Source organism: Pseudomonas sp. D1-1 (genome assembly GCF_051132225.1).
Lineage (GTDB): Bacteria > Pseudomonadota > Gammaproteobacteria > Pseudomonadales > Pseudomonadaceae > Aquipseudomonas.
Map to the genome: position 1 here is coordinate 3,350,890 of NZ_CP071676.1, position 15,015 is coordinate 3,365,904.

The 15,015-nt window shown below is 63.1% G+C and carries 11 protein-coding genes; 10 read left to right on the top strand and 1 reads right to left on the bottom strand.

Annotation, left to right across the window (positions count from 1 at the left end; translation table 11 throughout):
• Positions 1 to 127: 127 nt before the first annotated feature.
• Complete coding sequence (locus tag J3P86_RS15005; protein ID WP_434697551.1) at positions 128 to 508, top strand: fe2+ zn2+ uptake regulation protein; 381 nt, start codon at positions 128 to 130, stop codon at positions 506 to 508.
• Positions 509 to 515: 7 nt separating this feature from the next.
• On the opposite strand, the gene J3P86_RS15010 is transcribed toward J3P86_RS15005, so the two are convergent.
• Positions 516 to 704, bottom strand: coding sequence for a hypothetical protein (locus tag J3P86_RS15010; RefSeq protein ID WP_186631798.1), 189 nt, complete (start codon positions 702 to 704; stop codon positions 516 to 518).
• Positions 705 to 950: 246 nt separating this feature from the next.
• On the opposite strand from J3P86_RS15010, the gene J3P86_RS15015 reads away from it, so the two are divergent.
• From J3P86_RS15015 to J3P86_RS15055, 9 genes are all read left to right on the top strand, one after another.
• On the top strand, positions 951 to 2,945 hold the full coding sequence (locus J3P86_RS15015; RefSeq protein WP_305500631.1) for a methyl-accepting chemotaxis protein: 1,995 nt from the start codon (positions 951 to 953) through the stop codon (positions 2,943 to 2,945).
• 242 nt (positions 2,946 to 3,187) lie between these two features.
• Positions 3,188 to 3,634, top strand: coding sequence for a DUF411 domain-containing protein (locus J3P86_RS15020; RefSeq protein ID WP_434698313.1), 447 nt, complete (start codon positions 3,188 to 3,190; stop codon positions 3,632 to 3,634).
• A complete protein-coding gene (locus J3P86_RS15025) occupies positions 3,634 to 4,068 on the top strand; it encodes a YqaA family protein (protein WP_434630528.1) in 435 nt (144 codons plus the stop codon). Before J3P86_RS15020 ends, J3P86_RS15025 begins: the two co-directional genes overlap by 1 nt.
• Before the next feature lie 86 nt (positions 4,069 to 4,154).
• Positions 4,155 to 5,186, top strand: coding sequence for an alpha/beta fold hydrolase (locus J3P86_RS15030; protein ID WP_434630526.1), 1,032 nt, complete (start codon positions 4,155 to 4,157; stop codon positions 5,184 to 5,186).
• Between the two features lie 12 nt (positions 5,187 to 5,198).
• Positions 5,199 to 6,161, top strand: coding sequence for a D-2-hydroxyacid dehydrogenase family protein (locus J3P86_RS15035; protein WP_434698314.1), 963 nt, complete (start codon positions 5,199 to 5,201; stop codon positions 6,159 to 6,161).
• 613 nt (positions 6,162 to 6,774) lie between these two features.
• Positions 6,775 to 8,346, top strand: coding sequence for a glycogen synthase GlgA (glgA, locus tag J3P86_RS15040; protein ID WP_434697548.1), 1,572 nt, complete (start codon positions 6,775 to 6,777; stop codon positions 8,344 to 8,346).
• Between the two features lie 8 nt (positions 8,347 to 8,354).
• On the top strand, positions 8,355 to 10,157 hold the full coding sequence (treZ, locus tag J3P86_RS15045) for a malto-oligosyltrehalose trehalohydrolase (RefSeq protein WP_434698315.1): 1,803 nt from the start codon (positions 8,355 to 8,357) through the stop codon (positions 10,155 to 10,157).
• Positions 10,154 to 12,232, top strand: a complete 2,079-nt coding sequence (gene malQ, locus J3P86_RS15050) for a 4-alpha-glucanotransferase (protein WP_434698316.1) — start codon at positions 10,154 to 10,156, stop codon at positions 12,230 to 12,232. Before treZ ends, malQ begins: the two co-directional genes overlap by 4 nt.
• A complete protein-coding gene (locus J3P86_RS15055; RefSeq protein WP_434698318.1) occupies positions 12,229 to 15,015 on the top strand; it encodes a malto-oligosyltrehalose synthase in 2,787 nt (928 codons plus the stop codon). The genes malQ and J3P86_RS15055 overlap by 4 nt, the downstream gene beginning before the upstream one ends.

Sequence of the window (15,015 nt, forward strand, 5' to 3'; positions counted from 1 at the left end):
CTGCGGGGCTTTGCTGATTTCAGGCATTTTTTTCACATCGCCCCCTTCATGATTCGCCCTCCTCGTTCGTCTTATAGAAGAGAGCATTTCATGACCTTTTCTGATCAGGCTGTTAAGGAGTCTTTACATGCATAACGCACCGATGCCCATGGAGGGCAAGCCAGGATCGGCACGTGTGTCAATGAGCACCACCAATAACGTTTTCGCCAAGCCAACGGAACGCGGCGGCAATGAACACATCAGGCGTCTGCTCAAGAGTTACGGGCTGCGAACGAGCCTGATCCGCCTCAAGGTGATCGATGCGCTGCTCAAGGCCGCCGAAGAGAATCGGCAACTGGGGGTGCGGGGCGTGCATAGCCAGTTGCTGGGGCTGGACATTCCGTTGTCCTTCCTCAGTGTACGCGAGGTGCTCAAGCGCCTGTGCAGCGAGGGGGTCGTCAGCCTCCATCCGGATAAAAGCTACAGCTTGCACCCGAGTGCGGTGGCCGTGCTCAACGCCAAGCAGTAGCCGGGGCTCAAGGCTTGACCTTGCGCCTCATCACCCCGTTGATCACCACCACGATGACCGCCACGGCAATAGCAATGTATTGAAACAGCTGCTCGCTGATCATGCCTTTACCTTGCATCCATGACAGCCCGAGCATGATTGCCAGGACAACGAGGACCACCAGGATCGAGTATTTCAAACGTTGCGAATGAGTCATTTGCCAATTTCCTGAATGTATTCGTGCTGTTTCCGCGCGCCTGCCAGGCTCGTGCCCAGTGCGATGGCGAGGCCGCAAACGGATGCCCATGGTACAGCCGTCGGAGCGTTTTTGGCGCAGTTACGACGGGTCCTGAACCAACAAAGTGCGCCATGGAGTTCAAGACCGCTGGCGATAGGCCGATAAAGACAAGTACGTCCGTTCCACTTGTCTCTAGAAAGCCGCCATCGTGCAAGGAATCTCTACATGCCCGCATTCCGCACCATTCAAGCCCGCTATACGCTGTTCCTGGTTCTGTTCATCCTGGTGCTGTCCATCCTGACGGTGGTCGGTATCAGCTATCTGGTCGCGCCAAAGCTGCGCCAGACCGAGGAACAAGTAGCGCTGAACCGCATCGAAGAGGTCGCGGAACAGATCCAGGGCGAGCTGAACAAGGTGCAGGCGCAGCAGCGGAGCATCACCCAGACCATCCCGCTGCTCGACAGCGACGCCATCGACAAGGTATTGCCTGGCCTGGTGGATCAATACGGCGAATTGAAGGTGTTCGGCGGCGGGATCTGGCCACTGCCCAACCAGCGCGCCGAGGGTCGCAGCAAGTTCAGCACGTTCTGGCACCGCGACGCATCCGGCAAACTGGCGGTCAACACCTTCTGGAACAGCGACGCTGCGCCGAACTATTTCGAACAACCGTGGCACAAGGGCGGCATGGCCACCCCTCCCGGCAAATGCGCCTGGGCCGCCGCCTACAAGGACGACGCCAGCGCCGAGCCACGGACCAACTGCGCCATGGCGATCCAGAAGAACGGCGCGCCTTACGGCGTTTCCACCATTGACGTGACCCTGGGCTTTTTCAACGATTTGATCGCGCGCAAGGAAGCGGAACTGAGCGCCGAGATGCTGATCGTCGAAGCCGACGGCAAGATCATCAGCAACAGCTCGCGTATCAGCGGGCCGATCGTGCTGAAGAACATCAGCGAGCTGGCGGCTACCTCGCCGTTCGCCGCTCAGGTCAAGGCAGGCCTGGCCAACCGTGACCAGCCGTTGCAACGGCTCGAGTTCGACAACAAGGGTGAGGCCAGCACGTTTTTCATGCGCCCCATCGAAGGCTCCCCATGGTTCCTCGCCACTGCCCTGCCGACCCGCCTGATCACCGCCCAGCGTGACGACGTGTTGAGCACGCTGAGCCTGCTGCAGATTCCGCTGGTGATCCTGTTGGTGCTGATGCAGTTGTACGCCATCCGCCAACTGACCCACCGCATGAAGGTCCTCAAAGGCAATATCGACGCGCTGTCCACTGGCGATGCCGACCTGACCCGACGCATCACCATCCGTGCCGAAGACGAACTGGGCGCCATTGGCCATTCGGTCAACCGGTTCATCGCCTATCTGCAAGACATGATCGGCGAAGTCACCCAGGCCACCGGCGCCATGGCCTCGGGCCTGGACAGCCTGCAGCGGAGTTCGGCCCATACCAGCGAAATCCTGATGCGCCACGCCTCGGAAACCGACCAGACCGTGACAGCCATCACCGAGATGAGCTCCACCGCTGAAAGCGTGGCGCAAAACGCCGCCGAAACGGCAGCGTTCACCCAGCGCGCCAATGAGCATGCCGATCGTTCGCGGGTCGTGGTCGGTGAAGCGTCCAACAGCGTCGTGGCGCTGATCGATGAGGTCGCCAGCGCCACGCGCAAAGTCGAAGACATGCAGCAGGACGCGCAACGCATCACCGAAATTCTCGGCGTGATCGGCGCCATCGCCGGGCAGACCAACCTGTTGGCCCTCAATGCCGCCATCGAAGCGGCCCGGGCCGGCGAGCAGGGCCGTGGCTTCGCGGTGGTCGCCGACGAAGTCCGCGCCCTCGCCGCCCGCACCCAGGCCAGCACCTCGGAAATCAATGAAATGCTGACCCGCCTGACCCAGGGCGTGACCTCGTCGGTCGCCGCCATGGAAAACACCCAGGCCAGTTGCCAATCGGCGGCCGACGCCACGTCCCGGGTCAACTCGGGCCTGGATGAAATGGCCGGCTCCGTCAGCCAGATCAACAGCCTGAGCACCCAGATCGCCACCGCCGCCGAACAGCAGAGCGCAGTGACCGAGGAAATCAACCGCAGCATGGTGCAGATCCGCCATATGGTCGAGGAACTGGTGGAAAGCGGCCTGGCCAGCCAGAACAACACCCGCCAGCTGCTGGAAGCCAACAGCCGGGTGAATGCGATCATGGGGCGGTTCAAGGTTCGCTAAGAGGCATTCACCAATAACTGTGGGAGCGAGCTTGCTCGCGATAGCGGCGGCATAACCAGCATTATCGTAGCTGACCCTCCGCCATCGCGAGCAAGCTCGCTCCCACAAAAGGCACCGGCATCCCCCCGGCCACCTGCTTTGGCAAAGCTGACAAATCTGTAATCCGCGCCTCAGCCTCGTGTCAGCCGCTCGCCGCTAGTCTGTTATCCTCCTTCCAAACTGTTCGCTACGAGACCACTCCCATGGCCCATCCCCTGCATCTGCTCGCCTTGAGTACCTTGCTCATTTCCGCCCTGGCCCAGGCCGCCGAACCGGCGACCATCGATGTGCACCGCGATGCCAATTGCGGTTGCTGCAAGAAGTGGATATCCCACTTGCAGGAGAACGGTTTCAAGGTCAACGACCATGTCGAGGCCGACATGAGCGCGGTCAAGCAACGCCTTGGCGTCGCGCCCAACCTGCGTTCCTGCCACACCGCCGAAATCAACGGCAAATTCGTCGAAGGCCACGTTCCGGCCGAGCAGGTGCTGGCATTGAGCATACGCGACGACCTGCTTGGCGTAGCCGCGCCCGGCATGCCGATGGGCTCGCCGGGCATGGAGATGGACGGCATGAGCGATGCCTACCAAGTGATCGGGCTGAAAAAAGACGGGACGCAAACCGTGGTGGCGGACTATCCGGCCCATTGATGGGCGAAGCGTATATCGGGCTGTTCTTTGCAGCGTTTGGCGCGGCGACCCTGCTGCCGTTGCAATCCGAGGCGCTGCTGGTGGGCCTGCTACTCAGCGAACGTTACGCGATCTGGCTGCTGCTGGCAGCTGCAACCCTCGGCAACGTCCTCGGTTCGCTGGTGAACTGGTGGCTGGGCACACGCCTGGAACAGTTCAAGGATCGCCGCTGGTTTCCGGTCAGCCCGTCCCTTCTGGACAAGGCCCGTCGGCACTACCAGCGCTATGGCTACTGGTCGCTGTTGCTCAGTTGGCTGCCCATCATCGGCGATCCGCTGACATTGGTCGCCGGCGTGATGGGTGAGCCCTGGCGGCGCTTCCTGTTGATCGTGACGCTCGCCAAAGGCCTGCGTTATGGCGTGCTCACCTGGGCGACCCTCGGCTGGATGGGTTGAACGTTCCTGCGCTTGGGTTGCCTGTGGTTAATGTCGCCATAATCGAGCCGTTCCAGGATCGGCCGGTTGCCTCAAGGAGATTGCCCATGTCGCGTTTGACCGCCCGCTGGCTGCCCAGCCTGTTCCTCACCGCTGCCTTGCCAATGCTCGCCCAGGCCGCGAACCCACCTGAAGGCCCGGCCTATGGCCCGCAGCTTGAGGGTTTCGAGTACCCCTATACGCTCAAGCATTTTGCCTTGCAGTCCCAGGGCAAATCGCTGCAGATGGGCTATATGGACGTGCCCGCCCAAGGCAAGGCCAACGGCCGGACGGTGGTGCTGATGCATGGCAAGAATTTCTGCGCCGCCACCTGGGGCGATTCGATCAAGGCGCTCAGTGACGCCGGTTACCGGGTCATCGCCCCGGACCAGATCGGTTTTTGCACGTCGAGCAAGCCGGACCATTACCAGTACAGCTTCCAGCAGTTGGCGATCAACACCCAGGCCCTGCTCAAGGCTCTCGGCGTACAGAAGGCCATCGTGCTGGGCCACTCCACCGGTGGCATGCTTGCCACCCGCTATGCCTTGCAGTTCCCCGACCAGGTCGAACGCCTGGCGATGGTCAACCCCATCGGCCTCGAGGACTGGAAAGCCCTTGGCGTGCCTTACCGCACCGTGGACCAATGGTACGAGCGCGAGCTGAAACTCAACGCCGAGGGCATTCGCAACTACGAGCGCAACACCTATTACGGCGGACGCTGGAAACCGGAGTTCGAGCGTTGGGTCGACATGCTTGCCGGCTTGAACAAGGGCCCGGGACATACACAAGTGGCGTGGAATTCGGCGCTGATCTACGACATGATCTTCACCCAGCCGGTCTATTACGAGTTCAAGGACCTGAAGGTCCCCACGCTGCTGTTGATCGGGACGTCCGACACCACCGCCATCGGCAGTGACATTGCCCCGCCGGCCGTGAAAGCCCGGCTGGGCCGTTACGAGGTGCTAGGCAAACAGGTCGCCGGACTGATCCCGCAGTCGACCCTGGTGGAATTCCCCAACCTGGGGCACGCGCCGCAAATGGAAGAGCCGGCGCGGTTCCACCAGGCGCTGCTCGGCTGGCTGGACAAACCCATTCCCTGATAGAGGTGTTCCATGGCGGTGCAAATAGCAGTCATCGACGATTGGCAAGACGTCGCCAGGGACGTGGTGGACTGGTCGGTGCTCGATAGCATTGGTGAAGTGACCTTCCTGCACGATTACCCCGCCGACCGCGACACCCTCGCCGAGCGCCTGCAACGCTTCGACGTCATCTGCGTGATGCGCGAGCGCACCCGCTTCGACGAAGAACTGCTGCGCCGCCTGCCCAACCTGCAGCTGTTGCTGACCGGCGGCATGCGCAACGCCGCCCTTGACCTCAAGGCTGCCACGACACTGGGCATCCAGGTCTGCGGCACCGAGAGCTACAAGCACGCTGCGCCGGAACTGACCTGGGCGCTGATCATGGCCCTGAGCCGCAATCTTGTACCGGAAGCCAACGCCCTGCGCGCTGGGCTGTGGCAACAGGGCCTGGGCGGTGATTTGCACGGCAAGACCCTGGCGATCCTGGGCCTGGGCAGCATCGGCACGCGCGTTGCGCAGTTCGGCCAGGTGTTCGGCATGCGTGTGATCGCCTGGAGCGAAAACCTGACCGCCGAGCGAGCCGCCGCAGCCGGCGTGCAATACGTGAGCAAACAAGCGCTGTTCGAGCAGGCTGATATCCTCTCGATCCATCTGGTGCTCAGCGAGCGCAGCCGGGGCCTGGTGGACGCCCAGGCCCTGGGCTGGATGAAACCCGAGGCGCTGCTGGTCAATACCGCGCGCGGGCCGATTGTCGACGAGGCGGCCCTCATTGACGCACTCCGGCACAAACGCCTGGCAGGCGCCGCGCTGGACGTATTCGCCGAGGAACCGTTGCCGCCCGAGCACCCGTTCCGAACCCTCGACAACGTGTTGGCCACACCTCACGTGGGTTATGTGAGCCGGCAGAATTATCAGCAGTTCTACGGCCAGATGATCGAGGACCTGCAGGCCTGGGCGGCTGGCAAGCCGATCCGGGTGCTGACCGCGGCTGGTTGAATATCCCCTCCACTGTGGGAGCGAGCTTGCTCGCGATGGCGGTAGATCAGTTGCAGTTGTATGGCTGACACACCGCTATCGCGAGCAAGCTCGCTCCCACATAAGGCATATGAACGCGCTCTTATAGGCCATCAAAACGCCTCCATTCAGCCCGCCCCCTTATGGTGCGAAGCGCTGTGGAACCGCGCACGCGATTGAACCATCGCACCCTTCCTACACCCTGAATGTTTCAAACAACCTGCACTTCGTCGGTTCGTATTCCCCTGCTTCGTGTAAGACATTGCCGACAATCGACGTGATTGTCGGACAATTCGACGAACCGAACCGCAGCGCTCTAGCTTCTGACCTAGACTGCCTTTCCGTGGGGAAAACCGACCGGTCATCCGAAGGAAAAAAAGTCGAAACTTTTCACAACGGCGACAGGTCAGGTTAGAGGAAGGGCAACAACTGCTGGAGCATTCCTTGCAACGGCCCCCTCACCTGATTCGCTTCGCCGCATTGGGCAGCGCTTTGCTCTCCTTGCGTAGCGCTCGTGCGCCTGGCCGCAGGATTCGGCCAATGAAACAACAGCTCTGGCGCTTGCCGGAAACAGATCGAGAAATAGGAGTTATTTATGATCAGTGCTGCCTTGGAACCACAGCAAGTCCGCTCTCAATTACCGCCGGCGGCTGAATCGCCGACGGCACCGGTGCTGGCCACCGGAGGCAAGGCACTGCTCCCTGTCGTTCGACAGAACCCCAACCGCAAGAAGATCCTGTTCGTGACCTCGGAAATCGCCGACCTGGTCAAGACCGGTGGCCTGGGCGACGTTTCTTCCGCCCTGCCCCGGGCCATGGCCGGCCTGCATGATGTCCGGGTGCTGATCCCCGGGTATCCGCAAGTCATGAACAGCGGCAATCCGATCCATATCATCGGCGAACTGGGCGGCCACGCAGCGCTGCCGCCGTGCAAGATCGGCCGCATGGACATGGCCGACGGTCTGGTGATCTACGTCCTGATCTGTCCCGAACTGTATGCCCGCGAAGGCTCGCCCTACGGCGCCAACAATGGCCGCGACTGGCCGGACAACCACATCCGCTTCGCCCGCCTGGGCCTGGCCGCAGCCGACATCGCCGCCAACCTGGCGCAGATCCACTGGTGCCCCGACCTGGTCCATGCCCACGACTGGCCGGCCGGCCTGGCCCCCGCCTATATGCACTGGCGCGGCCAACGTACCCCGACCCTGTTCACCATCCACAACCTGGCGTACCAGGGCGTGGTCAGCCTGGCTTCCTGCCCGGAGCTGGGCATCCCGGAGCACGCGCTGCAACAGGAAGGCATGGAGTTCTACGGCAAGCTGTCGTTCCTCAAGGCCGGCATGGCCTATTCCAGCCACATCACCACGGTCAGCGCTACCTACGCCCAGGAAATCACCACCCCGGCGTTCGGCTGCGGGCTTGACGGGTTCCTCGCCGCCAAAACCCAACAAGGCCTGCTCAGCGGGATCCCCAACGGCATTGACGAGAGCTGGGATTCGGCGACCGACTCACATCTCCAGCGCCAGTTCTCCATAGGGGACTGGGAAGGCAAGGCTGCCAACGCCGCCCACGTCCGTGACCTGTTCGGCCTGGACCATACCAGTGGCCCGCTGTTCGCCGTGGTATCGCGCCTGGTGTATCAGAAAGGCCTGGACCTGACCGAGGCCGTCGCCGAATTCATCGTCGAGTCCGGCGGGCAGATCGCGATCATTGGCCGCGGCGAACCGGAAGAAGAACAGGCCATGCGTGAACTGGCGCTGCGCTTCCCCGGCAAGATCGGCGTGCGCATCGGCTTCAACGAAACCGATGCCCGGCGGATGTTCGCTGGCAGCGATTTTCTGCTGATGCCATCGCGCTACGAGCCGTGCGGCTTGAGCCAGATGTACGCCCAGCGCTTCGGCTCGCTGCCGGTGGCGCGCAATACCGGCGGCCTGGCGGACACCATCGAGGATGGCATCACCGGGTTCCTGTTCGACGAATCCACCGTGGAAAGCTACAAGCAGGCCCTGAGCCGGGCTTTCAAGGTATTCGAGTTTCCCGAGCTGCTCAATGCCATGCGTTGCCGGGCGATGTCGGCCCCCTTCAATTGGTCCAAGGCCGTAGAGCCCTATGCCGAACTTTATGAACAACTGGTAGCTAAATCGCTGGGAAAATCGGCCAGACAATGAGGTAACCGATGCCGTCAAGGACGCCTGAAACCTGGACCCACGGCGCGGTCTTGCTCGATTCCGAGCACACCCGCTTCGCGCTATGGGCCCCGGATGCCTTTTACGTCAGTGTCGAACTCGACACTGGAGAATCCATACCGATGCTGCCCCAGGCCAACGGCTGGTTCATGATCCAGGCCCGTTGCCCCGCTGGCACTCGTTACCGCTTCAACATCGATGGCGAGCTGGAGGTGCCCGATCCAGCCTCCCGCGCCCAGGACGGTGATATCGATCGCCACAGCGTGGTGGTCGACCCCCACGCCTACCAATGGCGACACACCAACTGGTCCGGTCGCCCCTGGTACGACGCCGTCATTTACGAACTGCATGTTGGCGCCCTCGGTGGTTTCGAAGGCGTCGAGCAGCAACTGGCACGCCTGGCCGGGCTTGGCGTGACCGCCATCGAACTGATGCCCCTGGCGCAGTTTCCCGGCGATCGCAACTGGGGCTACGACGGTGTATTGCCCTACGCTCCCCAGGCCTCCTATGGCACGCCGGACCAGCTCAAGCATCTGATCGACAGCGCCCATGGCCATGGCTTGGCGGTCATTATCGACGTGGTCTATAACCACTTCGGCCCCGATGGCAACTACCTGCACCGCTACGCCAAGGGCTTCTTTCGCGAAGACAAGCACACACCCTGGGGCGCGGCGATCGACTTCCGGCGCCGCGAGGTCCGCGACTTCTTCATCGAAAACGCCCTGATGTGGTTGCTCGAATACCGTTTCGACGGCCTGCGCCTGGACGCCGTGCATGCGATCGAAGACCCGGACTTCCTCCAGGAGCTCGCCACCACGGTGCGCCAACAGGTCGACCCGACGCGCTACGTCTGGTTGACCGTCGAGAACGAACACAACCAGGCCAGCCTGCTGGAGCACGGCTACGACGCCCAGTGGAACGATGATGGGCACAATGCCTTGCACGTGCTGCTGACCGGCGAGACCGATGCCTATTACGCCGACTATGCCGAGCAGACCACGGAAAAGCTCGCGCGCTGCCTGAGCCAGGGGTTCGTGTTCCAGGGCCATACCAACCGCCACGGTGAATCCCGCGGCGAGCCCAGCGGCCACCTGCCGCCGAGCGCATTCGTATTGTTACTGCAAAACCACGACCAGATCGGCAACCGGGCCTTGGGCGAGCGCCTGCACCAGCTGGCCCCGCCACAGGCGCTGCAAGCCGCGACCGCCTTGTTGCTGCTTTCACCGATGATCCCGCTGATGTTCATGGGCGATGAAGTGGTCGCCGAACAACCGTTCCTGTTTTTCACCAGCCACCATGGCGAACTGGCGGAGTTGGTGCGCGAAGGTCGACGCAACGAGTTCAAGGCCTTTGCAGCTTTTGCCGACCCCGAGAAACGCGAGCGGATTCCCGACCCGAACGCGGCCGGCACGTTCGACGCTTCACGGCCCAACCTGGAAGCCCATCAACCGGAACAACTGGCCTGCGAAACCCTGTATCGCCAGTTATTGAAGATCCGCCGTGAGGAAATCGTCCCGCGCCTCCCCGCCGCCCATGCCCTGGGCGCGGATGTGCTGGGCCATGGCGCCGTCAGCGCGCGCTGGCAGATGGGCGACGGCAGCGTGTTGCGCATCGACCTGAACCTCAGCGACAAACCGGTCGAACACAGCGCACCGCAAGATGCGCAGATTCTTTTCGAACATCCACCGCAGGCCATGGGTCTGTTGCAACAAGGGGTGCTCACGCCCCACAGCGCGCTGGTCAGTCTGACGCAAGCGACAACCTTGCCCAATATCACTGGAGAGCGCCTATGAGCGATGCGCAACTGGAAATCCTCGCTGGCCGAGCGGGCCTGGCGGTGGACTGGATCGATGCCAATGGCCGTGCCCAGAAAGTTACACCCGCGGTGTTGCGCTCGGTCCTCACCGGCCTGGGGCATCCCGCCGGCACTGCCCAGGAAATCGACGCCAGCCTGTTGCAGTTGCAGGAAGACCAACAGAACCACCGCCTGCCGCCGCTGCTTACCGCAAACGCAGGCGTGAATGTCGACCTGAGCCGCTATTTCGAACCCGCGACCCCGTGCGAGATCCAGCTTGAAGATGGCGCGACGCTGAATCTGAAACTTGACGCCGACGCGACGCTGCCGGGGATCGTCCCGGTGGGCTATCAGCAGGTCAGCATCCAGGGCCAGCATTTCACCCTGGCGGTGGCGCCCACCCGTTGCTACAGCGTGGCGGATGCGGTGGACGACCCGACCCCCAGGGTCTGGGGCCTGAGCGCGCAACTTTATTCCCTGCGCCGCCCCGGCGATGGCGGCTTCGGCGACACCCAGGCCCTGGAAGAACTGGCCCGGGTGGCCGGCGAACGTGGTGCCGACGCCCTGGCCATCAGCCCGATGCATGCGATGTTCAGCAGCGATACCGGGCGCTACAGCCCATATTCGCCCTCCAGCCGGCTTTTTCTCAACAGCCTGTACGCCGCACCAGGCACCATCCTTGGCGAGCGTGCGTTGCGCACGGCCATCGACGCCACCGGCTTGACCAACCAGTTGCGCAGCCTCGAAGAGCAGCCGCTGATCGACTGGCCGGTGGCTGCCGAAGCCAAGCAGCGAGTTCTTCGCGCGCTGTACGACGGCTTCAGCCAGGGCGAACATCCGCTGCATGAGGATTTCAGCAGTTTCCGCCACAGCAGCGGCGAGGCCCTGGAAAACCATTGCCGCTTCGAAGCCCTCCAGGCCGATCGCGCCGCTCGGGGCGAAAGCCTCGACTGGCGCCAGTGGCCGAAAGAATGGCGCGATCCGCGCAGCGCCGCGCTGGCCCGTTTCGCCGAAGAGAACGCAGATGAAATCGGCTTCTACGCCTTCTGCCAATGGTTGATTGCCCGCTGCCTGGAGCGCGCCCAGAGCGCGGCGAAGTCCAGTGGCATGGGCATCGGCCTGATCGCCGATCTCGCCGTGGGCGCTGACGGCGCCGGCAGTCAGGCCTGGAGCCGCCAGGATGAATTGCTCGCCTCGCTCACCGTCGGCGCACCGCCGGACATTCTCAACCGCTCCGGACAGGGCTGGGGTATCTCGGCGTTCTCGCCAGAGGGGCTGGTACGCAACGGTTTCCGCGCGTTCATAGAAATGTTGCGGGCTAATTTCGCCCACGCCGGCGGCTTGCGCATTGACCACATCATGGGTCTGCAACGATTGTGGGTGATCCCCAACGACGCCCCGCCCACCGATGGCGCCTACCTCTATTACCCGATCGATGATCTGCTGCGGCTGCTGGCCCTGGAATCCCATCGCCACCGGGCCATCGTGCTCGGCGAGGACCTTGGCACCGTGCCCGAAGGCCTGCGGGAAAAACTCGCGGCCCGCGCCATCCTCGGCATGCGTGTGCTGTTGTTCGAACAGGACAATACCCACTTCAAGCCGATCCTCGATTGGCCGGATGACGCCCTGGCCACCACCAGTACCCATGACCTGCCAACCCTGAACGGTTGGTGGCACGGTCACGACATCGACTGGAACGCCCGGCTGGACCTGATCGACTCCCACACCGAGATGGACTGGCGCCGGCACCGCCAACGCGAGCGTGACGGGTTACGCAATGCATTGAACCAGGACCCGCAGAATTTTCGCGAAGAACACCGCGAAACCGACCAGGTGCTGGACGCCAGCGTGCGCTTCCTCGGCCATACCCGCGCGCCGCTGGTGCTGTTGCCCCTGGAAGATGCCCTGGGTATCGACGAACAGGCCAACCTGCCCGGCACCACCGACACCCACCCCAACTGGCGGCGGCGCCTGGCTTTGGAAAGCCGCGCGCTGCTGGATGACCCGGACGCCGCACGGCGTCTGGAAATACTCGCCTGCGCGAGACTTCAGGCGAACGAGCGTGACCGATGAACCAGACACTGACCCAACCGCTGCAGGCCACCTTGCGCCTGCAATTTCATAAAGGCTTCACCCTCGACGATGCGGTAGCGCAAGTGCCCTATTTCGCAGCGCTGGGCATCAGCCACATCTATGCGTCTCCCCTGCTCAAGGCACGGGCCGGGTCCATGCACGGCTACGACGTGGTCGACCCGACCCAGGTCAACCCGGAGCTGGGCGGAGAGGCTGCGCTCAAGCGCCTGGTCGCCACCTTGCGCGAGCACCGGATGGGCCTGATTCTCGACATCGTGTCCAACCACATGGCCGTTGGCGGCAACGACAACCCCTGGTGGCTGGACCTGCTGGAGTGGGGACGCTTGAGCCCTTATGGCGAATTCTTCGACATCCAGTGGCATTCCCCCGACCCGCTGATGGAAGGCCAGTTGCTGCTGCCATTCCTGGGCAGCGACTACGGTGTGGCGTTGCAGGAAGGCACCTTGAAACTGCGTTTTGATTCCGCGCAAGGCAGCTTCCATGTCGAGCATTACGAGCACCGCTTCCCCATCTGCCCGATGCAATACGGTGAGCTGCTCAAGCCTGCGGACGCTCTGGAGCCCGAGCAGATCGACGCGCTCAAGGCGCTGGCCGAGCGTTTCACCACGCTGAACTACCAGACCGACGCCCACTCCCTCGCCCGCCCGCTCCAGCAAGAGCTGCGCGATCTGGCCACGCAAACGAGCATCCTCAGCGCCATTGAGGACACCCTGCGCGGCTACGATTCCACCGAGCCCGCGGGTTTCGAGCGCCTGCACCAACTGCTCGAGCGCCAGAGCTACCGGCTCGCCAGCTGGCGCACGGCGGCGGACGATATCAACTGGCGACGCTTCTTTGATGTCAACGAACTGGGCGGCCTGCGGGTCGAGCGGCCGGCGGTGTTCGAGGCGACCCACGCCAAGATCTTCGAGCTGATCGCCTCGGGGCTGGTGGACGGCCTGCGGATCGACCACATCGACGGCCTGGCCGATCCTCGCGGTTACTGCCGCAAGCTGCGCCGTCGCGTCGACTCGCTCTCGCCCTCGCGGCACCTGCCGATTTTTGTCGAGAAAATCCTCGGCGACGGCGAAACCCTGCGCCGCGACTGGAACATCGATGGCAGCACCGGTTACGAGTTCATGAACCAGATTTCGCTGTTGCAACACGACCCGGCCGGCGCCGAGCCCCTCGCCGAGTTCTGGAGCCGGCACAGCGAGCGCCCGGCGCACTTCATCGAAGAGGCCCGCCTGGCCCGCCAGCAGATTCTCAACGGCTCTCTTGCCGGAGATTTCGAAAGCGTCGCACAGGCCCTGTTGCAAGTCGCCCGGGACGACGTGATGACCCGCGATCTGACCTTGGGCGCGATTCGTCGGGCGTTGCAGGAGTTGATCGTGCATTTCCCGGTGTATCGCACGTACATCAACCCGCTGGGACGCTCCGCCGAGGACGAGGTGTTTTTCCAGAAAGCCCTGGAAGGCGCCCGGCAAACCCTGAGCGAAGCCGATTGGCCGGTGCTCGACTGCCTGGCCGACTGGCTCGGTGGCATGCCATGGCGCAAGCGGCCTCGCGGCAGTGAGCGCAAACGCCTGCGCCACGCCTGCGTGCGCTTCCAGCAACTGACCTCGCCGGCAGCGGCCAAGGCTGTCGAGGACACCGCACTGTATCGCTCGGCGGTACTGCTTTCGCGCAATGACGTGGGCTACAACACCGAGCGCTTCAGTGCCCCGGCCGAGGAATTCCATGAAGCGTGCCGGGAACGGCTCGAACACTTTCCCGACAACCTCGTCACCACCGCGACCCACGACCACAAGCGCGGCGAAGACACCCGAGCCCGGCTGGCAGTGATCAGCGAACGCCCGGACTGGTACACTGCGTGCGTGGAGCAATGGCGCATCCTCTCGCCGTCGCTGCACAGCGACCCAGCAGCCCCATCGGCCGGTGATGAACTGATCCTTTACCAGGCCCTGCTCGGCAGCTGGCCGCTGGACCTCGACCTGCAGGACCCCAAAGCCTTGGCCGAATACAGCGAACGCCTGTGGCAATGGCAACGCAAGGCCCTGCGCGAAGCCAAGCTGCAAAGCAGCTGGGCGGCGGTCAACGATGCCTATGAGCAAGCCACCCAGATGTTCCTTGAGCGGTTGCTGCTGTGCGACGAGGGCCTGCCGTTGCGCAGCGCCATCGCCGAGGCGGTCCAGGCCATCGCTCCGGCGGGCGCCCTCAACAGTCTGGCGCAAACCTTGCTGCGCATGACCGTACCCGGCGTCCCGGACCTCTACCAGGGCAACGAATTCTGGGATTTCAGTCTGGTGGATCCGGATAACCGTCGCCCGGTGGATTTTAATGCTCGCCGTGAGGCGGTACAGGGCGACAGCTCACCGGCGACGCTGGTACGCGACTGGCGCGACGGTCGGGTCAAGCAGGCACTGATAGCGCGGACGCTGGCCTTGCGCGCCGAATACCCGCAGCTGTTTCGCCAAGGCAGCTATCAACCGCTGCCGGTGCTTGGCGAACACGCCGGGCGGGTGCTGGCGTTCATGCGCGAATACCAGCAGCAGCGGGCGATCGTGGTGGTCCCGGTGCACGCCGCCCGCCTGCTGGAAAACGGTGCCTTGCCCCACGTGGCTGCATCGGACTGGGGCGATACCCGGGTGTCGTTACCGTTCGCCGCCGAGGATGGAAAACTGAAGGGACTTTTTGCAAGCGCAGCAGTCACACCCCAAAGGGAGCTGATGGTCAGCGCCGCGCTGGGGGATTTCCCGGTCAATGTCTTTATTGAATCTTGA